The organism is Mesorhizobium sp. M0048, assembly GCF_040323405.1.
In the GTDB taxonomy this organism is placed as follows: Bacteria; Pseudomonadota; Alphaproteobacteria; order Rhizobiales; family Rhizobiaceae; genus Mesorhizobium.
This window is the reverse complement of the sequence record NZ_JAMYUV010000072.1, coordinates 1-19,045: the sequence shown is the minus strand read 5'-3', so window position 1 is coordinate 19,045 and position 19,045 is coordinate 1. Positions and strand designations below refer to the sequence as shown.

The 19,045-nt window shown below is 61.7% G+C and carries 26 protein-coding genes, 1 tRNA gene and 1 pseudogene; 12 read left to right on the top strand and 16 right to left on the bottom strand.

Going from position 1 to position 19,045, the window contains the following annotated elements; genetic code table 11:
* Positions 1-155 precede the first annotated feature (155 nt).
* Complete coding sequence (locus tag NKJ84_RS30950) at positions 156-455, bottom strand: helix-turn-helix domain-containing protein (RefSeq protein WP_352509655.1); 300 nt, start codon at positions 453-455, stop codon at positions 156-158.
* 95 nt (positions 456-550) lie between these two features.
* Positions 551-865, bottom strand: a complete 315-nt coding sequence (locus NKJ84_RS30945; protein WP_352509654.1) for a hypothetical protein — start codon at positions 863-865, stop codon at positions 551-553.
* A 155-nt stretch (positions 866-1,020) separates the two neighbouring features.
* Here NKJ84_RS30945 and NKJ84_RS30940 point away from each other — a divergent pair, with 155 nt between their 5' ends.
* Positions 1,021-1,245, top strand: coding sequence for a hypothetical protein (locus tag NKJ84_RS30940; RefSeq protein ID WP_352509653.1), 225 nt, complete (start codon positions 1,021-1,023; stop codon positions 1,243-1,245).
* Between the two features lie 32 nt (positions 1,246-1,277).
* Here NKJ84_RS30940 and NKJ84_RS30935 read toward each other — a convergent pair whose 3' ends face one another.
* The 3 genes from NKJ84_RS30935 to NKJ84_RS30925 all read right to left on the bottom strand — a co-directional run bounded on the left by NKJ84_RS30935 (position 1,278) and on the right by NKJ84_RS30925 (position 2,836).
* Positions 1,278-1,496, bottom strand: coding sequence for a hypothetical protein (locus NKJ84_RS30935; RefSeq protein WP_352509651.1), 219 nt, complete (start codon positions 1,494-1,496; stop codon positions 1,278-1,280).
* A gap of 253 nt (positions 1,497-1,749) precedes the next feature.
* Positions 1,750-1,825: transfer RNA gene (locus NKJ84_RS30930), tRNA-Lys, on the bottom strand.
* 105 nt (positions 1,826-1,930) lie between these two features.
* The gene (locus NKJ84_RS30925) at positions 1,931-2,836 is read right to left on the bottom strand and encodes a PhzF family phenazine biosynthesis protein (RefSeq protein WP_352509650.1); all 906 of its coding nucleotides are present in this window, start codon (positions 2,834-2,836) and stop codon (positions 1,931-1,933) included.
* Between the two features lie 111 nt (positions 2,837-2,947).
* On the opposite strand from NKJ84_RS30925, the gene NKJ84_RS30920 reads away from it, so the two are divergent.
* The 4 genes from NKJ84_RS30920 to NKJ84_RS30905 all read left to right on the top strand — a co-directional run bounded on the left by NKJ84_RS30920 (position 2,948) and on the right by NKJ84_RS30905 (position 6,530).
* A complete protein-coding gene (locus NKJ84_RS30920; RefSeq protein WP_352509649.1) occupies positions 2,948-4,240 on the top strand; it encodes an efflux RND transporter periplasmic adaptor subunit in 1,293 nt (430 codons plus the stop codon).
* 2 nt (positions 4,241-4,242) lie between these two features.
* Complete coding sequence (locus tag NKJ84_RS30915; RefSeq protein ID WP_352509647.1) at positions 4,243-4,953, top strand: ABC transporter ATP-binding protein; 711 nt, start codon at positions 4,243-4,245, stop codon at positions 4,951-4,953.
* A gap of 2 nt (positions 4,954-4,955) precedes the next feature.
* Positions 4,956-6,173, top strand: coding sequence for an ABC transporter permease (locus tag NKJ84_RS30910; RefSeq protein WP_352509645.1), 1,218 nt, complete (start codon positions 4,956-4,958; stop codon positions 6,171-6,173).
* A 114-nt stretch (positions 6,174-6,287) separates the two neighbouring features.
* The gene (locus NKJ84_RS30905; protein WP_352477528.1) at positions 6,288-6,530 is read left to right on the top strand and encodes a hypothetical protein; all 243 of its coding nucleotides are present in this window, start codon (positions 6,288-6,290) and stop codon (positions 6,528-6,530) included.
* On the opposite strand, the gene NKJ84_RS30900 is transcribed toward NKJ84_RS30905, so the two are convergent.
* Positions 6,527-7,249 (bottom strand): hypothetical protein, encoded by a 723-nt coding sequence (locus tag NKJ84_RS30900; protein WP_352509643.1) that lies wholly within the window; start codon positions 7,247-7,249, stop codon positions 6,527-6,529. The genes NKJ84_RS30905 and NKJ84_RS30900 overlap by 4 nt on opposite strands.
* Before the next feature lie 7 nt (positions 7,250-7,256).
* Positions 7,257-8,369, bottom strand: a complete 1,113-nt coding sequence (locus tag NKJ84_RS30895) for an endonuclease/exonuclease/phosphatase family protein (RefSeq protein WP_352509641.1) — start codon at positions 8,367-8,369, stop codon at positions 7,257-7,259.
* Between NKJ84_RS30895 and NKJ84_RS30890 the strand changes: the two genes are divergently transcribed.
* From NKJ84_RS30890 to NKJ84_RS30880, 3 genes are all read left to right on the top strand, one after another.
* Complete coding sequence (locus NKJ84_RS30890; protein ID WP_254820699.1) at positions 8,368-8,505, top strand: hypothetical protein; 138 nt, start codon at positions 8,368-8,370, stop codon at positions 8,503-8,505. The genes NKJ84_RS30895 and NKJ84_RS30890 overlap by 2 nt on opposite strands.
* Positions 8,506-8,556: 51 nt before the next feature.
* Positions 8,557-9,141, top strand: a complete 585-nt coding sequence (locus NKJ84_RS30885) for a BA14K family protein (protein ID WP_352509639.1) — start codon at positions 8,557-8,559, stop codon at positions 9,139-9,141.
* A 175-nt stretch (positions 9,142-9,316) separates the two neighbouring features.
* On the top strand, positions 9,317-9,601 hold the full coding sequence (locus NKJ84_RS30880) for a PilZ domain-containing protein (RefSeq protein WP_352509657.1): 285 nt from the start codon (positions 9,317-9,319) through the stop codon (positions 9,599-9,601).
* A 12-nt stretch (positions 9,602-9,613) separates the two neighbouring features.
* Here the strand turns inward: NKJ84_RS30880 and NKJ84_RS30875 are convergent, their stop codons facing one another.
* From NKJ84_RS30875 to NKJ84_RS30855, 5 genes are all read right to left on the bottom strand, one after another.
* Positions 9,614-10,111 (bottom strand): hypothetical protein, encoded by a 498-nt coding sequence (locus NKJ84_RS30875; protein ID WP_352509637.1) that lies wholly within the window; start codon positions 10,109-10,111, stop codon positions 9,614-9,616.
* A gap of 118 nt (positions 10,112-10,229) precedes the next feature.
* Entirely contained in the window at positions 10,230-10,484 is a 255-nt protein-coding gene (locus NKJ84_RS30870) for a hypothetical protein (RefSeq protein ID WP_352509635.1), read from the bottom strand.
* Positions 10,485-11,054: 570 nt separating this feature from the next.
* Entirely contained in the window at positions 11,055-12,032 is a 978-nt protein-coding gene (locus tag NKJ84_RS30865) for a DUF3592 domain-containing protein (RefSeq protein WP_352509633.1), read from the bottom strand.
* A gap of 260 nt (positions 12,033-12,292) precedes the next feature.
* The gene (ilvC, locus tag NKJ84_RS30860; protein WP_023676662.1) at positions 12,293-13,312 is read right to left on the bottom strand and encodes a ketol-acid reductoisomerase; all 1,020 of its coding nucleotides are present in this window, start codon (positions 13,310-13,312) and stop codon (positions 12,293-12,295) included.
* 23 nt (positions 13,313-13,335) lie between these two features.
* Positions 13,336-13,989 (bottom strand): TetR/AcrR family transcriptional regulator, encoded by a 654-nt coding sequence (locus tag NKJ84_RS30855; protein WP_352509631.1) that lies wholly within the window; start codon positions 13,987-13,989, stop codon positions 13,336-13,338.
* Positions 13,990-14,145: 156 nt separating this feature from the next.
* On the opposite strand from NKJ84_RS30855, the gene NKJ84_RS30850 reads away from it, so the two are divergent.
* The gene (locus tag NKJ84_RS30850) at positions 14,146-14,574 is read left to right on the top strand and encodes an anthrone oxygenase family protein (protein WP_352509629.1); all 429 of its coding nucleotides are present in this window, start codon (positions 14,146-14,148) and stop codon (positions 14,572-14,574) included.
* A gap of 36 nt (positions 14,575-14,610) precedes the next feature.
* Here the strand turns inward: NKJ84_RS30850 and NKJ84_RS30845 are convergent, their stop codons facing one another.
* On the bottom strand, positions 14,611-15,063 hold the full coding sequence (locus NKJ84_RS30845; RefSeq protein WP_352509627.1) for a MarR family winged helix-turn-helix transcriptional regulator: 453 nt from the start codon (positions 15,061-15,063) through the stop codon (positions 14,611-14,613).
* Between the two features lie 101 nt (positions 15,064-15,164).
* Here NKJ84_RS30845 and NKJ84_RS30840 point away from each other — a divergent pair, with 101 nt between their 5' ends.
* Positions 15,165-15,470: a Rieske (2Fe-2S) protein gene (locus NKJ84_RS30840; RefSeq protein ID WP_352509625.1), complete on the top strand. Its 306-nt coding sequence runs from the start codon at positions 15,165-15,167 to the stop codon at positions 15,468-15,470.
* A 1-nt stretch (position 15,471) separates the two neighbouring features.
* Positions 15,472-16,197, top strand: coding sequence for a glutathione S-transferase family protein (locus tag NKJ84_RS30835; protein WP_352509623.1), 726 nt, complete (start codon positions 15,472-15,474; stop codon positions 16,195-16,197).
* Here NKJ84_RS30835 and NKJ84_RS30830 read toward each other — a convergent pair.
* Positions 16,145-17,383 (bottom strand): annotated as a pseudogene (locus NKJ84_RS30830) (FAD-dependent oxidoreductase). The gene NKJ84_RS30835 and the pseudogene NKJ84_RS30830 sit on opposite strands and share 53 nt — an antisense overlap.
* A gap of 74 nt (positions 17,384-17,457) precedes the next feature.
* Positions 17,458-17,868 (bottom strand): winged helix-turn-helix transcriptional regulator, encoded by a 411-nt coding sequence (locus tag NKJ84_RS30825; RefSeq protein WP_352466906.1) that lies wholly within the window; start codon positions 17,866-17,868, stop codon positions 17,458-17,460.
* Between the two features lie 136 nt (positions 17,869-18,004).
* On the opposite strand from NKJ84_RS30825, the gene NKJ84_RS30820 reads away from it, so the two are divergent.
* Positions 18,005-18,895, top strand: coding sequence for an SDR family oxidoreductase (locus NKJ84_RS30820; protein WP_352509621.1), 891 nt, complete (start codon positions 18,005-18,007; stop codon positions 18,893-18,895).
* Between the two features lie 43 nt (positions 18,896-18,938).
* On the opposite strand, the gene NKJ84_RS33340 is transcribed toward NKJ84_RS30820, so the two are convergent.
* A partial coding sequence (locus NKJ84_RS33340) for a KUP/HAK/KT family potassium transporter (protein WP_502904053.1) occupies positions 18,939-19,045 on the bottom strand: 107 nt, incomplete at its 5' end.

Sequence of the window (19,045 nt, the reverse complement as noted above, 5' to 3'; positions counted from 1 at the left end):
GATCAGCACATAGGGTTCGAAGGCGTTGGCTTCCTGAAAGACAACCTGGGCCTCAGCCACGGAATGCGACCGCCACTTACTTCCCATGCGGACTTCAATGTCGCCGCCGTTCACGTCGCGAATGGCGGTCAGCGCTTCAATCAGTTGGTGAATCGTCATTCCTTCCCCTCCGATGGGGCAGCGCTGACGGTCGCTCCCTTGCCAAAGGCGGCTGCTTTGGCCTTGGCGCGCTTTGGCGCAGTAACGCTGTAGCGCATCGCGCCGTCTTTCATGACACCGGCAATTTCAACGCCGTTGCGCTTCACGTCTCCGATCAGCGAATAGGCGGCCTGCCGGCTGATCGAAAGTGCGTCGGCAATTTCTGCGACGCTAACGGCGCCGGCATTTAGCATTTCCTGCACGCGGGATTTCTTGGTCTGCGGCTTGTCGGCTGTTACGTCTTTGCTCTTGGGCATGTGATGTTCTCCTGTCTGATCGTCCGTTGATGGACGAAAAACAGACTAGGACAACATTCCTAGTTGGTAGAGCGACTGGCAGTTGTCATCTGACTTTAGGTGTTCTCTTCGATCAGCTCCGCGGCCCGATCAGCCGGAAGCTTTCCGAATGCTGTGGACCAGTAGCCACCCCCGTGAGGGGCAAACAGTGCTTCGGCAAAGTCGCTCAGGAGTTCCCTCAGTATCGGTGAGTCGGGTCGAATCGGAACCCCTCGCCTTTGAAGCTCGTCAATCGTTTGCTTTAGGTGAGTGGCGTATTCCGATGGTGCCTTGCGGGAAAGACTCCGGTGCTTCACCAGCACTGTGACGGCCCCCAGCAATCCCATTGAGACACGGAAATGTTCGTCATCCAGCAGAACGCGATCAAGCATTGCCTTCCCCCTCCTACGTTGCTCACGCGCCGCCCACACACTTGGGGCGAAGCGCATGGCTCTACGGCTACAGGCGGCGGCTTTGGCCGCACCAATTGCAAAACGCTGGGCCAGGTCTTACCTGCTGATAGGTGATCGCACTGGAGAGAGGGTACATGACAAAACAGCCGTTGAACAAAAGCCAATATTTGGCGGAATTGAACAAAGAGCTTCGCCTTGATGAAGGTTACGAGCACGGAATGGAATTTATCCCTGCTCCTGAAGGTGCGCGAGGGCCGGAGATGAGTGGTTTCGATACCGTGCCAACCGGCGCCCACGATATCTACGTGCGGGTGGCGCACCGTGTCAACCAGAGGTTCGTCTATTCACCCAAGGCATAAAAGCCGCCCCCAACGTGTGGGGACGGTATGGCTTAACGAGCTCGGTCCTCTATGAACTCCTCCACCCTTTCCAGCGTGTCGGAATACTCGTGGCCGCTGCATCCTGATACGACGGTGTTGCCGTCGAGGATAATATAGCCGGGACCATACTCGGCCCGAAGCCATGATCGGCTTGGCGTCTTGTTGAGGCGGAAGCCCAGCCGCGCGAGGCGACGGCGGGCAGTATCTTCGCGTATTTTGAGAATAGTCATGACAACGGTATCTCCATTGAGATTGTCCGTTGCGTTGCTCCGGTGGTCGGCGCGGGACGTAAGCCGAGGACCGTGGGCTTTCGAAGCCCTGTGCACCTTTTGTGTATCTCGGACGCGCCGGCTTTGAAAGCTCGAATCGAGAACCTAGTTAACGCGCAGCGGCCCTTACTAAACCATTACTAGTTGCAAAACGGGCCTTGAAAGGGAGGACCACCAAATCTCCGCAAAGCCTTATGCTGCTTGGCTTTGGGAGTGGTGGGTGCGCACAGGATTGAACTGTGGACCCGCTGATTAAGAGTCAGCTGCTCTACCAACTGAGCTACGCACCCACTCGGCCGGTAAAACCGGCGTTGGCGGGCATATAGCCGCCGACATCCGCCATGTCCAGCCCCGTGGGATTCATTTCCCGACAAATCGCCGAAGTGCCGAGGTCGTCAAACAAAAAGCCTGCCTTCAGCCACCTTCACCGCATGGCCACCGATGCGGGCGGCGGCCAGTTTGCCACCGTCGACATTCAGTTCGAGGCGAATGCGCGAAGGCCGGCCCATCTCCAGCCCCTGCTCGATCCACAGTTGTGAAATGCCGTCGGTCGGGCCGTCGAAATGCATGATCGCGCCGGCGAACGCGGCCGCCGCCGAGCCGGTCGCCGGGTCTTCGTGGGACGGATTGCCGGGCACCATCATGCGGACATGGAAGGCACTGTCATGGTGCACCGTCTCGCGGCAATAGACATAGGGGCTGGCGAAGGCCCATTCGCTCTTGCGCGGCGCCAGTTCCGACCACGCCTGGTTGTCGAGCTTGATCCGGGCAGCCGCCTCCAGATTGGCGACGGGGATGGTCACGTAAGGCACTCCAGCCGACCAGAATGAAACGCGGTGGTTCTCGAAGCCGATCTCGTGCGGCCCAAGGCCAAGGGCCGCGCCGATCGCCTCGGGATCGGCCGACAATTCCAGCTGGGCCGGCAGTTTCGCCAGGTCGAACTCGGCAAAGGTCGAACCATCGTGTTTGCTGACAGCGCAGCGCACCGGGCCGATATTCTCCTCGAGCACGAAGATGCCGGCGGCCTCTCCCGCCATTTCGGCGAGCGCTATCGCCGAGCCGACGGTCGGGTGGCCGGCGAACGGCATTTCATAGTCGGGTGTGAAGATACGGATGCGGGCCCGATGCTTGGGATTATCAGGCGGCAGCACGAAGACGGTTTCGGACAGGTTGAACTCGCGCGCCACCGCCTGCATCGCAGCAAGGTCCAGCCCGTTACAGTCGAGCACCACGGCCAGCGGATTGCCCGCCAGCCGGTTGGTGGTGAATACGTCGTAAAGTAAGTAATTCCGCGGCTGCATCTCAGTAAGTCCTCTGCCTCATTCCCAACATGGGCGAAATTTAATTTGAATTTTGAACCATAAGGCCTGATTTGTGCACTGATGGGAAATCATTGAACATAGGGGTCCGGCGTGGACCAGATTGTCAATCTGCCAAAGACGGAATCCGCTTCCGCCATCGAGACGGCGCTCGGGCTCGACCACCAGGGCCTGAAGACAAAACGCCGTCGCGGTTGGTTTTACGCGCTGCTTGCGCTACTCGCAGTGGCCGTGGGTGTCGTCGGCTACCCCTGGTATGCGGGCGCGCCCGCCAAGATCGAGTATACCACAACACTGGCCGCCACGGCCGACCTTACCGTCGCGGTTTCGGCTACCGGCACGCTGCAGCCCCTCACTCAGGTCGATATTTCCAGCGAACTCTCGGGCGTCGTCCGCTCGGTTTCGGTCAACGAGAACCAGTTGCTGAAGAAGGGCGATGTGCTGGCTGCGCTCGACACCGCAAAGCTGGAGGTGCAGATCGAGCGCGCCCAGGCCTCCGCCAAGGCAGCGGCGGCGAGCGTCGAGGACGCCACTGTGACCCTGGCCGAAAACGAAAAGGCGCTGGTGCGCGCGGCACAACTGACCAAGCGCGGCATGGCGACGGACCAGTCGCTCGAAGCGGCAACCGCCACGCGCGACCGCTCGAAGGCGGCGCTCGATATTGCCAAAGCCAACCTCGCCATGGCCAGTGCCGATCTCAAGGCGCAGCAGACGGATCTTGCCAAGAGCACCATCTACGCTCCGATCGACGGCATCATACTGACGCGCTCGGTCGATCCCGGCCAGACGGTCGCCTCTTCGCTGCAGGCGCCAGTCCTGTTCGTCATCGCCGCCGATCTGAAGAACATGGAGTTGAAGGCGGCGGTCGACGAGGCCGATATCGGCGCCGTCAAACCCGGCCAGCATGCGCGCTTCACCGTCGATGCCTTTCCGGAACGGCCGTTCGACGCCGAAATCCGCGACATCTCCTATGCCTCGGTCACCACCGACGGCGTCGTCACTTACGATGCAAGGCTGGATGTCGACAACAGCGAACTTCTGTTGCGGCCCGGCATGACAGCCACCGTCTCGGTCGTCACCAAGCAGGCCAGGAACGTGCTCACCGTGCCGTCGATCGCCTTCCGCTACCGGCCGGCCCAGACGGCGGAGCGCGGCTGGAGCCTCACCGACCTGTTCACCGGCCGCATGGGACGTCCCGGCGGCAACCGCCAGCACCCGGCGGCGACGAAGCCCACCGACGGCTCGCGCACGCTCTACGTGCTGGAGAATGGGCGGCCGCATCCGGTCAACGTCAGGGTCGGCTCGACAGACGGCGAACTGACCGAGATCGTCTCCGGCCTGGAGGAAGGCGCACAAGTCATTACCGCCTCGCAGCAGCGGAGTTGATCGTGGCATCGGTCGCGACCACGCTCATAGGCTTCGACAAGGTCTGGAAAAGCTATGGCCAGGGCGAAGCCCGGGTGCATGCGCTGGCCGGCGTCGACCTCGCAATCAGACGCGGCGAATTCGTCGCCATCATGGGCCCATCCGGTTCCGGCAAATCGACGGCCATGAACATTATTGGCTGCCTCGACACGCCGACCGCTGGGACTTACAGCTTCGAAGGCATCGACGCCGGCCGTCTCGACCGCAACCGCCGTGCTCAGCTGCGCAATCTCTATGTGGGCTTCGTCTTCCAGGGCTATAATCTCTTGCCGCGCACTACGGCGGCGGAGAATGTCGAACTGCCGCTGATCTACCGCGGCGTAGGTGCCCGCGAGCGCCGCGGCCTTGCCATGCAGGCACTTGCCGAGGTCGGCCTTGTCGGCCGCGAGCATCATACGCCAGCCGAGCTGTCCGGCGGCCAGCAGCAGCGCGTGGCGATCGCCCGCGCCATCGTCACCAGGCCGACGCTGCTCGTTGCCGACGAGCCGACCGGCAATCTCGACACCGCCCGCACGCACGAGATCATGGAGCTCCTGACGCAGCTGAACAGCGAGCTCGGCCTGACCATCGCCATGGTCACGCACGAAGCCGATGTTGCCGGCTATGCCCAGCGCACGATCCGTTTCCTCGATGGCCATGTCGCCTCGGATACCGCCAATCTCGAGATGGCCTAGCCATGATCTGGGAAACCGTCCGCCTCTCGCTCCGCTCCATCCGCCGCAACGTGCTGCGCTCGTTCTTGACGCTGCTCGGCATCGTCATCGGCGTTGCCGCCGTCATCGCCATGCTGACCATCGGCTCGGGCACCACCGAGAAGGTCAAGTCCGATATTTCCAAGCTTGGTAGCAACCTGCTCGTCATTCGTTCCGGCCGTCCGGCGGGGCCTGGCGGACCTGGAGGGCTCGATCAGGTCGTCCGACCGCTGAGCGACAGAGATCTTGCAGCGCTTGTCGCGCACCTGGACGGCGCGCGCGCCATCTCACCGGCGTCGCAAAAGCAGGTGCGCGTCATTTTCGGCACCGAAAGCCTGACCTCGGGCGTTACCGGCACCGACAGCGCCTATCTCGAGGCTCGCGACTGGAAGCTGGTTTCGGGCCGCCCGTTCAGCGATTCGGAAACCCGCTCGGGGACCGGCGTCTGCCTCATCGGCGAGACGGTGCGCCAGCAGTTCTTCGGCGCCGGTGACCCCGAAGGCGAGATCATCCGCGTCAACCGCACCTCCTGCAAGATCATCGGCTTGCTCGAACCGAAGGGCTATACCGGCTTCGGCCAGGACCAGGACAATGTCGTGCTGATGCCGCTCGCCGCCTATCAGCGTCGCATTGCCGGCAATCGCGACATCGAATCGATCTATGTCGCCGCCGACGACCGTACGCCAACCACGGTGCTGCAGCAGCGCGTCGAGGACATCTTGCGCGACACACGCCGCATCACGCCCGACCGAGACGATGATTTCTCGATCCGCGACATGACCCAGATCGCCGATGCCATGGCCAGCGCCACCACCACCATGACTGGCATGCTCGGCGCCGTCGCCGGCGTCAGCCTGCTCGTCGGCGGCATCGGCATTATGAATATCATGCTGGTGTCGGTAACCGAGCGCACGCGCGAGATCGGCATCAGGCTCGCCATCGGCGCCCACGAAAAGCACATCCTCATCCAGTTCCTGGTCGAGGCGACGGTGCTGTCGCTGCTTGGCGGCATCATCGGCATCCTGATCGGCCTGGCATTGGCCGGCCTCGCCTCGCTGACGCTGACGATCCCGTTTGTGCCAAGCCCGGCGGTCATCCTGCTTGCGGTCGGCTTTTCCGCGCTGATCGGCATGGTGTTCGGCTTCTTCCCGGCGCTGCGCGGCGCACGGCTCAACCCCATCGACGCGCTGAGGCATGAATAGAGCGTTGCAGCAAATGTCGCCTCGCGACGCTGCCAATTTTATAAGCAACCTGCCCTTGTCGCAGCACAATCTGCAATGATAACAATGCTGTTGGGGACTAAGGGGGAACAATGGATGAGCAAGAGAGGGCGACTGGCTCTGGCGATGGTGATCGTCGAAGCCGCATTGGCAGGGCTTTGGTGGAATTTGATCCGTTATGGAATGGATAATCCCGATCGCGTCACAGCTGACTTCCAGCAAGTAATTGGGCAGACGATGGGAACGGCGATGGGGGCACTCCTGGGTCTCGGCGTGCTGCTGTATTTTGTCGCTGCCCGCAGCGACCGCAAGGCTATTGAAGGCAGGTCGCGACGTTAGAGTCGGAATCCTTGCGCGAAGTGCCATTCGATCAGCGGTCTCATATGCGGCATCAATCCGTCCGGCAGGTCGGCTGCATTGCGGATGATCACAGGACCTTCGATTTCAGGCTCTGACTCGGCCGCGACGAAAGCGCGGATCCGCTGTGCCAGGTCGTCGGCGGAGGCCGTCTCGCGGTAGCGGCGAAAGATCACCGTGCCGCTTGCCGTCGACAGGGCGTAGTGGCGCCTGCCGCGTGTCGCGCCTGATAGGTCGAGGCCGGTTTCCTCCCGTACCTCGCGGATCATGTTGAAGTCGACGTCGACAAGGCCGTCGCGGAAATCGGTGGGCTCGAACGAACCGGCGGCGAAGTAGATGCGGCCGGCATTGACCGTATGCGGCGCCATGCGGATCGCCACCAGCGCATTGTCGCCAGCGACCAGCATGGCGTGCGCGTAGGCATGTTCGGCGCCAGGCACCTGTCTATTGCTGCGCCAAAGCATGAAGGTCGAATACCGCACCGCATGGCAGCGGCCGACGAGGCGATTGTCGCGGTAGCTGAGTGCGGAAAGCAGCACCACGGTGCCGTCGAAAAGCGCCGGCTTCGATGCGGTCTCACGCCGCCAGTTCGCCGCGATCGCCTCGGCATTATCGCGCTCGAACGGATGCAGGCCAGGATCGAGCCTGACGTCGATGGCATCGACCGGCAGGATGATATTGCGCGGCAGGTCGAAACTCACGCCTGTCTCACGCCATGTCGAGGGCAATTGCTACCGGGCAATGGTCGGATGCCTTCGGCCGGTCCCACCCGGCGCGTGGGAAGCGCTCGACCTCCTGGCCTGCCGGAAATATGGTGCGCCAAGGCTGCCCGTTACGGATGATATCGGGAACGGCGGTGGCGTTCTGCCTGGCTAGCGCCCTCGACAAAAGGATGTAGTCGAGTTGGCAGAGATGCCGCTCTTCCGGTCCGCGCGTGTGATAGAAAGTCCAGCGGTCCATTTCCGGCCGCCGCTCGACCGCGTTTTCGCAAAAACCGCCGGCAGTGAGCACGTCGATGCAGGACCGGGTCTCGTCGATCACCTCGAAGCGATAGCCGTCGAAAACATCGCCAGTGATCTTCACGCGCTGCCGGTAGTCGTTCATGTCGCCGCAGATTGCCCAGCGCTTGTCGGCGGCATGGTCCTTGCCGAAGCGCTCCTCGATGATCCGGCGCACCGCCTGCGCCTCGGCGATGCGCAGCGGCATTGTCGCCTCGCGGCCGTCGAGGCCGTTACGGGGCGAGCCCATCGACTTGAAATGCACGAGATAGAGCGTCAACGGCGCGCCAGCCACGGTCAGATCGATTTCCAGGCAGTCGCGCCGGAAGATGCGCTCATTGGCCTGATGTCCAAGTGCTGCCAATTCCGCCGTGTGCAGCCCGAATTGCTCGAACGTGACATAGGCGTAGCTGGTCATGCGCACGAATTCGATCGGCTGGCCCTGCGCGGTCTCGTTGCGCATCATCACGGCGACGTCGATGCCGCGCGAATCATTGCCGGCGGTGGTGTATTTCTGCCGGTAGCCTTGCCCCACCATCTTGAACAGATAGCCATATTCGAAGGCCCTCAGCGCCTCGATATTGTCGACCTCCTGCATGCAGATGATGTCGGCGCGGGTGGCCGCGATCGCCAGCGCCGTCAACTGCCGCGTGTCGTCGGACTGCGCGATGGCCCGCGCCTGCTCGAGCATCTTGTATTCGGCCTCGCTCTGAATGTCGAAAAGCGCCAGCGTGCGATCTTCGTTGAGCTGATTGCGGTATCCGGAATAATCAAACCTGTTCATCAGGTTTTCGACGTTGAAAGTGGCAAGGCGCAGCGACATGGCTTTGACCTTTGCCCGCAAGCGCGCCCGAAAACAAGGGCGCAGAAATCAGGCGGCTCTGCTTGATCGCGCGCTCGCTATGGCTGACGGAACCTTTTTGTTCATCTTCCGTTCAGATGGAAAGTTCCATCAATAGGCCCTTCCCCGGGGTATTCTGGGCGTGGGGCCTGAATCTTCGGAGAGTGCGATGAAACCGCTCTTTTTATCTTCTGTCAGATCCGGGCTGATGGCCCTCGGTCTGATCACCGGCCTCTCGTCCCCCTCGCTTGCCGGGCCAATACCCAAACCTCTGCTGCCGGTGGCGGGCAATGCTGCCGACATCGTGCAAATTCGTGAAGATTGGGCAGGCGGCAATGACAGGCAGATCTGGCGTTGGCGCAATCGCGGCTTTCGGCAATGGCACGGCGGCGACGATTGGAGATGGCGGTCCCACAATTTCCGCGGCCGTCATTTTTCGAGACACTGGGATAATGGCGGCTGGGACGACAGCTGGCGCTGGCGCCACCATCGCCGCCATTACCGCGGCGGCTACTATGATGATGGTGCGGGTGCCGCGATTCTTGGCTTGGGCCTGGGGCTCGGCCTTGGCAGCCTGTACAACAGCTACAACTACTACGACGCGCCGCCACCGCGCCGCTATTATCGCGCAGGGCGGCTTTCCAGTGCACATGTCCAATGGTGTTACAATCGCTACCGGTCGTACCGCGCCTGGGACAATACCTTCCAGCCCTATTACGGGCCGCGCCAGCAATGCTACTCGCCCTATAGGTAAGCAGGCCGACAACAAGCATCGTTCGGCGCCGTGCTTCGCGGCGCCTTTTTCTTCCAGCCAGGAACCGCGAACATCTCCCAGTCCCGACTGCTGATAACGCTATTTTTATCAGGCAGGTCTAATAATCCTCCCGATCAGAACGCCCGAGACGCGAAAAATGGCTGGATTGCGTGCGATGGCCGAGGACGAACAGAGGGACAAACGCCGGCAGCGCGTCTTGAAGGGCGCAACGATCCTGACCGGCATGACCAATTCCGAGGTCACATGCACGCTGCGCAACATGCATGCCGGCGGCGCCGAATTGAAGGTCTCGATCGACGCGCGCGTGCCCGATGAGTTCCTGCTCTATGTTCCGACCGACGGCATCGCCTACAAGGCCGTGGTCCGCTGGCGCCGCGAGGACCGCATCGGCGTGATGTTCACCGGCACCGAACCAAAGCCCAGTTGGCACTACGGCTGATATCTACCGGCGCTATCCGGGTGGCAGGACTTGCAGTGTCTGCTCGTCAAACAGCGGCTCATCCTGGCCGACGCGAACGAATAGAAGCTTTCGCAGTTCGGGTGATTGCACCTCGAAATACTGAATGCCGTCCGGGGCTTCGCCCCATTCGCCGCAAGGCGGTTCGCCGACCTCGTCAGGGTTGGCGACGGTCTTCAATTCCTCACGATAGGCGGCATCGGGACTGAAAACATACCGGAGGATGCGCGCGGGCGTCGCCGCGTCGGTGTAAGGCGTGAGCACGCAACGTGTGCTGATGGCTTTCTCGGTCTTCTGCGTAAAAATGCGCTGCAACGCAGCATCGGCGGCCTCGCCCGGCAGCATATCGAAGACTTCGACGACGGGATCGGCCGAACCGCCATCGCTGTATTTGATGGCAAGAGCATTGCCGCCAAGCTCGAAATGAATCCGGCGAAAACCGAAATCGCAGCGCTGTACCCAGGCAGCCAGCCCGACATCCCTGTCCGCCAAGCGTTCCCAGCTGCATTTATCGATAGGTGGACGCGACGGCTTGCTTTGGTCGGCACCAGCCCCCGTGGCCATGGCCACAAGGACCGACAGGGTGCAGATACAGGCCGGCAGACTCTTGTTATTCATCGCTGCAACCCGTCAACGTAAAGGCATCCCAAGCCACGCCGTCGGGATTGGCTTTGGCGAAATCGGGCCATTCGATAAAAATCGCGCCGAAGTCAGGCAACAGCAACCCTGCCGGTGCCGGCGAGGCTTCGCGGGAACTCAGCTGCTCGGCACCGCCTGCATTGAACGCATAGACCTGCCCGTCCCACACTCTGCACAGTCCGGTGCCGTCCTCAAGACCCACCTCGCGATCGTCGTTAGCGAACATTCTGTTGCGTTCGCTGCTTGCGACAGGCTCAGCATGCTCAGAAAAATAGCTGCTGCTTTGCGGATGATCATTTAAGTCCCTGGAGCAGCATCATTGTGAAGTCTAAGCATCGATGCTTTAGCATGGCCCGATGTCATGGTCGAAAGAAAGAATCGATGATGCGAAATCTCCTGATGCTCATTTCGATCCTAGGATTTTCGTGCGGCAGCGCCTTTGCCACGGAACCCTATGTCGGCACATGGTCCCGGGACAGATCGAACTGCACCGCCGTTGCGGATGTTCAACGCCAGACTGTCTACACATTGTACCGCGACGCGCTGTCGGTCCCTGCTCTCGGCTGTGAACACGCAATGTTTCTCAAGACACCCACGGGTTGGGTGGCGCGGGCCAGCCAATGCTACGGATCCGACCCGTCGGCGGAAGAGCCGTTCTCCCGTGTCATCCATATTGTGGTCGACGGGGCGACGGTGAGATTGACATGGCCTGGCTTCGACAGCGGAGTTCTTGTCAGGTGCTGAAGACAAGTGCCCTTCCTCTGGATCTACAGCGTCGAGGACGGCAGCTTCAGCCTTAGATCACCCCCACAAGCAGCGCGGCTCCACCTATGAAGCCAACTGCGCAGACCCACAGAAGCCAAAGCCCACTCACCCTGCATTCGAGAACCGCGGCAGCCGGATTGGCGGGATCGTAGTGGACCTTGACCTTGTCGCCCTCGAGGTAGCGCCGTGATTGACCGCTGACGAGGCTCGGCAGCGAAGCCGTCACGTTTGCGCCGAAAGCGATGCGATCGGCGGCGTAGCGCTGGCCGGCGACGCTATAGCTGTAGACGATGCGGGATTTGAAGACTGTTCGCCAGGGCCGATAGCCGCCTCCGGACCTGTCGCGGGTCTCAAATTTCTGCAGGCCCGAGGCGTCGATGCGTCCTGCCGTGATGGGCCATTTCGCCGCCTGTTCCGCTAGTGACTTCTGGGCGAAGCCCATGCGCAGGACAAACAATCCCATGAACAGCAGCAGGGCCGCGGCGCCGAGGTTCTGCGGCTTGGGCAAAAACGGCCGGATCGCTTCCAGGGCGCCGCCGACGGAGAAGACCAATACCAGCGCGCCAACCACCAGCCCAGCCGAAAGCTGGACCATGAATTTGAAGGAACCTTCGGGCATGGTGCGTTCGATCACGGCCTCGGCTGGATCGGCCGGGTTGTAGAAGACGGTTACGCCAGCCCCGTTTGGAAATTTCGCAAGGGTTTCCGTCACGGCAAAGTTTCCAAGGTTCTCCTGCACGCTGTAGTGCGAACTGCGAAACTTCTTGCCGTTCACCTTGTATTCGAAGGTGATCGCCGGGAAGTTGCGCATCTCGGTCGACCCTCTGCTGTCCGAACCGGATCCCGAACTGGTCACCTCGCGAGCCTCGACACGCGACGAGACGATCTTTCCCGGCGTCGGAGACCAGCGGCTGACCGCCCTCACCTCCCACCACTTCAGGAACGTGACGAGGGAGAGCATGCCGGCAACCGCGCAGGCAAACCCGACCAACAGAAATTTGAGTTCCAAGTCTCAGCCCCCTTTGGCACTTCTGTGCCATGCCCCGCACAGGCATACCACGGTGATGAGGATAATGCGCCTGTCCACAAGCGTGGGAACCACACAATCTTTATGCGAAAAAGGCCGGCGGATCGCTCCGCCGGCCTTTCTTGATCGGCAATGAAATTGCGATAGTTCTTGGCCTTGTCGACCAGCTCGTTCTTGGAAATCCCCCGCGCGCCCGCAGGGCGAAGCCTGAGGACGCGCAACGAAACGAATGTGGATTTCCTTCAGTTCTTGGCCTTGTCGACCAGCTTGTTCTTGGAAATCCACGGCATCATCGCGCGCAGCTTGGCGCCGACTTCCTCGATCTGGTGGCTGTCATTGTTGCGGCGGATGCCCTTGAAGCGCGACATGCCGGCGCGGTATTCCTGCATCCATTCCGAGGTGAACTTGCCGGTCTGGATATCCTTCAGAACGCGCTTCATCTCGGCCTTGGTCTCGGCGGTGATGATGCGCGGGCCCGAGACGTATTCGCCCCATTCGGCGGTGTTCGAGATCGAGTAGTTCATGTTGGCGATGCCGCCTTCGTAGATCAGGTCGACGATCAATTTGACCTCGTGCAGGCACTCGAAATAGGCCATTTCCGGCGCGTAGCCGGCTTCCACCAGTGTCTCGAAGCCGGCGCGGATCAATTCGACCAGACCGCCGCACAGCACAACCTGCTCGCCGAACAGGTCGGTCTCGCACTCCTCGCGGAAATTGGTCTCGATAATGCCCGAACGGCCGCCGCCAACGCCGCAGGCGTAGGAGAGCGCCAGGTCGAGCGCATTGCCCGAAGCATCCTGGTTGACCGCGACCAGGCACGGCACGCCGCCGCCCTTCTGGTATTCGCCGCGCACCGTATGGCCGGGCCCCTTCGGCGCGATCATCACGACGTCGACCGAGGCTTTAGGCTCGATCAGGCCAAAATGAACGTTGAGGCCGTGGGCAAAGGCGATCGCTGCGCCATCGCGGATGTTCGGCGCGATCTCGGATTTGTAGATGTCGGCCTGCAGCTCGTCGGGCGTGGCCATCATCATCAGGTCGGCCCACTTGGCGGCATCGGCCACGCTCATCACCTTGAGCCCGTCGGCCTCGACCTTCTTGGCGGTCGCCGAGCCGGCCTTGAGGCCGATGGCGATGTCCTTGACGCCGGAATCCTTGAGGTTGAGCGCATGCGCCCTGCCCTGGCTGCCATAGCCGATGATGGCGACCTTCTTGCCCTTGATCAGGTTGAGATCGGCATCGCGATCGTAATAGACACGCATTTTTCTTCCTTCCCGTTTTGAATTCAGAGGCCTCGCGGCCCGGTTTTTGCCCTGTAAAGAGCGAGAAACTGCTGCGTCGCTCGGACGGCATCGCCGCCGATCGCCGCATCAGTCAATTCCAGCCGGTCGCCAAGCAGCAGGCGGATCTGCACGTCACGGGCGACCAGCCCGAAAAAGGTGCGGAACGCCGTCTCAGCATCGGAAAACTCGAGGAAACCAGCTTCCTTGCCTGCCTCGAGCACCGGCTTAAGGCGCCTGGCCAGTGCGAAGCGGCCGTTCTCCAGCACGATGGCGCCGAGATCGTCTTTCCCCGAACTAGCCTGGCCGACCGCCACCCGGTTCAGCGCGATCGAGGTGTCGCTCGAAATTACCTTGAGCCAGTCCGAAGCGAAGCGTTCGAGGCTCGCCGTCAGCGAAGCAAGGTCGAGCCCCTTGCGATCAACCGGCACTACCCGCACCTTGGACGCCTGCCATTGCACCGTTGCCGTCAACAGCCCGTCGCGATCGCCGAACCATTTGTAGAGCGTCTCCTTAGAGCAGCTCGCCCGCCGCGCCACGGCGGTCATGGTCAACTGATCGCCCTCTTCGACCAGCAGGCGAAGGGCAGCGTCGAGCACGGCTTTCTGCCGCTCCGTCAGCGTCTCGCTGGCGTCGATGTCGGTCACAGCGTGCAACACGGTCTTTCCTCAGGAGGCGAACTCACCCGCAGTTCACATAGGAGCTCGATAGCGTACCGTACGTTACGGTTCGGCTTTATGGCGTATTGCCCGACCCGGCGCAAGCCTTTATTTCTGTAGCTTGCTCCATGCGGGGCATCAGGGGAGACACAGATCATGCTCGCCGGATTGCTTGCCTTGACCGTTACCGCAGTGTTCGCAGGCGCGGCTATCTACGTCAGCGTCGCCGAACAGCCGGCGCGGCTTCGCCTCGAGGACAAAGCATTGCTGCAGGAATGGCAGCCTTCCTACAAGCGCGGCGCCGCCATGCAGGCCTCGATCGCCGTCGTCGCCTGTATTCTAGGCCTCGTCGCGTGGTGGCTGACCAGCAATCTCGCTTATCTGGCCGGCGCCGTGCTGATTATCCTGCCTTGGCCATGGACGCTGCTGGTGATGATGCCGGCAAATAGGTTGCTGGAGGCGATGGACGCGAACACCATCAATGCTGAAGCTCGGACATTGATCGTCAAATGGGGCAATCTGCATATGGTCCGCGTCGGGCTTGGCGTTCTGGCGACATTGGCATTCCTCTGGGGCAGTGCCTGACCTCGCAAATCGGCGCATCTTCGCCATGAAGGCGTGTCACTCCAGGGCGGGCGGAACTCGCAGGCGCCCAAGCAGAGCTGACAGCGCATCGAGCTCATCATTGGAAAGCCGGGAGCCGACCAACTCCGCGATCGAGCGGCCGTAGACAGCCCACATGCGGCGACGCGTCTCGCGCCCCTTGTCGGTGACACGGACGGTTTGCCCGCGGCCGTCATCGGCAACGGGAAGCTTCTCGACCAGCCCGTCGGCTTCCAGCCGCGCCAGCAGCCGGGAGATGTTATACTGCGCAAACAGGGTGCGCTCGGTGAGTTGGAACGGCCGCAATCCGCCCTCGCCCGCCTCGGCAAGCTCATGCAGGACGTCGTACCACGCAAGCGGCGGCAGGCCACTGTCCTTCAGCGCGTCCTCGGCTCGTTCCAACAACTGGCGCGAAACCCGCATCAGGCGGGCCCAGGCTTTGATTGCTGGAGGTGTAGGAATCCCGGTCATGATTGCATCATAGGGGATAGATGCAATTGCATCAAGCTTGACGATCGATGCAAATGCATCTATATAGATGCAGTCGCATCAATCGTGAGAGGCAAATTCCGATGAAGTATGAAATCTGCAGGATCGCCGACGTTCCGGAAACAGGCAGCCTGATCGCTCCGTTCTTCGGCCGCGAGGTCCATGTCTACCGCAGCGGCGAGCGTATCCGCGCTGCCGCCAACGTCTGCCTGCATTTCGGTGGCCCGCTCGACTGCAAGGACGGCAAGCTCATCTGCCAGTGGCACGGCGCCTCGTTCGACATGGCGAACGGTGATCGCCTCGAAGGCCCGGCGCCGAAGGGCTCCCGCCTGATGTTCCTCTCCACCCGCGTCGAGGACGGCGCCTTGAACTATGTCTGGGGAGAGTGAGATGACCGGTAAGCTCATCCTCGTCAGCCACCATCTTTGTCCCTATGTGCAGCGCGCGGCGATTTCACTTCGCGAAAAGGGCGTGCCGTTCGAACGCATCACGGTCGATCTCGCCAACAAGCCTGCCTGGTTCAAGGCGATATCACCGCTCGGCAAGGTGCCGCTGCTTCGCGTTCAGCATGACGGCCAGGAAACGGTGATCTTCGAATCGGCGGTCATCCTCGAATTCCTCGAGGAAACCCAGCCAAATCCACTGCATCCCACCGACCCCTATGTCCGTGCCCGGCATCGCGGCTGGATCGAGTTCGGCTCGGCAATCCTCAATGCCGTCGCCCGCTTCTATTCAGCGCCTACGGAAGCCGCGCTGCTCGCTGAAAGCGCGACGCTAGCGGCAATGTTCGATCGCCTGGAAGTGGAACGGGCGAATGGCGCGGCTGGGCCATGCTTCGACGGCGAGCGCTTTTCACTGGTCGACGCGGTCTACGGCCCGATTTTCCGCTATTTCGACGTCTTCGACCGGATCGACGATTTCGGCATCCTGGACGGAAAGCCGCATGTCCAGGTGTGGCGCGAGGCGTTGCGCAAACGCCCATCCGTGAAGGGCGCGGTCGCTCCCGATTATCCGCAACGCCTCCATGCATTCTTGCAGGCTAAGGGTTCGCACCTTTCCGAAATCACCCGCCAAGGCGATCCGGCCATAGCGCTTCCGCAAGCCCTATCGGCTTGAATGGATTGATCACCGTTCCTGTAACCATGGAAGCAAGAAACTGCGGCGCCGGCGGGACTTTTGCCAGCGTCGCCACCAGCCTGTCGCGGACGAACGGCATCACAATCGAATCCGACTGATAAAACGGCGTCAGCACCAGCGACAGCGCCTGGAAGACCCGCACATGCCATCACCGCGTCCGGACATAGGCCTCCAGTGCAGTATCGACACGGTCCGTTCCTATGAGTGCGTAGTTGAGCGCGGCTGCATCGAGCAGCGCCATGTTCGCGCCCTGGCCGAGCTGCGGGCTCGTTGAATGGGCCGCATCGCCGATAACAGCCAATCGCCGTCCGGCTGGCGTCTTCATCGTGTGATGGCCATAGCGCGCCAGCGAAAGCTGCTCGAAACTGTCGATCTGGTCGATGAAGGCCGCGCATTCAGGCCACAGCCCGACCAATCTCGCCTTCCATGCCTCGAGACCTGCCGCCCAGACGTACTCGGCATCCGCCGGCTTGAGGCTCCAGAAGAATGCCGCCATCTTCTGGGCATCCGGCTCGGGCCGGCCGATTGGCAGCACGCCGATCATCACGCTTGCGCTGTCGTAGCGCTGCAGCAGCGCGTGCTCGTCGAAACCCTCGCCGCGCCAGCCAAGCGACGCCCAGAACGCGCCATAGGCGAGCGATCGCGGTTCGCCCGGATTGTTCACGCACCACCGCAGTTTGGAGCGTGAACCGCTGGCATCCACTACCAGGTCGAACGACCCCATCCGTCGTCCGTTGCGGCAGATCAATGTTGCCCGTTCGCCGGCTTCCAGCGTCTCAAGCTCGATGCCTGTCTCAATGTGGATCGCTTGGCGCCGGGCGGCGCGGAAAAGCACGCCGAACAGAGCCGCGCGATGTACCGCCAGCCCGAAACGGCCGCCACGCCGGGCATCGTAGCGGACGTCGAGCACTGTGCGGCCGGTCTTGGCATCTGCACCATGCAGGCGGTCTATGCGGCAGCCCAGCGCCAGAATGTCTTCAAGCAGGCCGAGATCGGCAAGCACCGTCAGCCCGGTCGGCTGCAGGATCAGCCCGGACCCGACCGGTTTTGGCCGGTCGAAGCGCTCGAAGATCGTGACCCTATGTCCGGCGCGCTCGAGATAGAGCGCGGCGGCAAGTCCAGCCGGCCCGGCGCCGGCAATCGCGATGTCCAGAGAATTGCCCATCTGCCCGCCCCAACCCAGGCCGGACAATCCTTCAGCGCTGTCGCTAAATCAAGGCGCCGTCTCGGCCTGGAGGCTCAGCCTTCGGCAGCATCGAAAACCTTCCGCGCCTCGCGTACAGCGCCGTGATTGAGCTCGGCCCATTGGATCAGCTGATGCAAGGGTCCAAACATCGAGCGCCCGAGATCGGTGAGGCTATATTCGACGCTCGGCGGCTTGGTCGGGAAGACCTGGCGATGGACATAGCCGTCGCGCTGCAGATCGTGCAACGTCTGGGTGAGCATGCGCTGTGAAATATCGGGCACGAGGCGCCGCAACTCGCCGAAGCGGTACGGCTTCTCGGCCAAGGCCTCCATCAGCAGCGAACTCCATTTGTTGCTGATCCCCTGGATCACGTCGCGAACCGGGCAATCCGCAAGGTTTCCGCCCCCGCTGCCTGCTTTGTATATCTCGAGCTTCGATCTCAGATTAACGATCTTGCCGTCCATGGCTGGTTCCCTGGGTGTGCCTACCTCCCGCAAAACTGCCTTCTTTACGAGGATGGGTCAATTCCTATTTTAGTGCTGGTCTCTTTTTGAGACTAACATATGCACCCGCCGCTCCGGCGCAACGTCAGGACCCTTCATGACCGACACCCTTCTTGTCACCGGCGCCTCCGGCCAGCTTGGCCGCGGCGTCATCAATCATCTGCTTGACACGCTCAAGATCTCCCCTCAGCGCATCATCGCCGCCACCCGCAATCCCGAAAATCTGGCCGATCTGGCAGCGCGCGGCGTCACTATCAGGGCGGCCGACTTCGACGACACCGCATCGTTGGCCAGTGCATTTACCGGCGCCGACAGAGTTCTGATCATTTCGACAAACGAGCTTGCCCTTCCGGGCAAGCGCCTGAAGCAACATGAGACCGCGGTCGCCGCCGCAAAAAGCGCCGGCGTTTCGCATCTGCTCTACACATCGATGCCCAATCCGGAGCCAGGATCGCCGGTGCTGTTTGCGCCCGATCACCACGGCACCGAGCAGGCGATCAAGGCGAGCGGCATTCCCTACACCATCTTCCGCAACGGCTGGTACCAGGAGAACCTGTTCATGGCGCTGCCGCACGCCATCGCCTCGGGGCAGTGGTACACATCCGCCGGAGACGGCCGTATTGCCCATGGCGCGCGCGACGATATGGCCGCGGCAATCGCCGCCGGTCTCGCATCGGGGGCAACCGAAAGCACGACATACACGCTGACCGGTCCGCAGGCCTATACGGTCGCTGAAATCGCGGCCCTCGTCACCGAAGTTACCGGCAAGCCAATCGAGGTCGTCCAGCTTTCGGACGAAGCGCTGACCGGGGGATTGAAGGCAGCCGGCGTCCCCGAAGGTTTCGCCCCGGTCATCGTTTCCTTCGACACCAATACCCGCTCCGGCCGCATCAGCATGGTGACGGACGCGATCGAGACGCTGTCTGGCAGGAGACCGCGGCCGCTGAAGCAATTTCTTGAAGCAAACAAGGCGGCTCTGGTGAGCTAAGCCTGACAAATGGTCGTGCCCTTCGAAGGGCACGACCATTTGTTCAGATAGCCACCTGCGTCCCGATCTCGACGACGCGTCCGGTCGGGATCTGGAAATATTCCGTTGCATCGGCCGCCGAGCGCGCCAGCCCGATGAACAGCTTGTCCT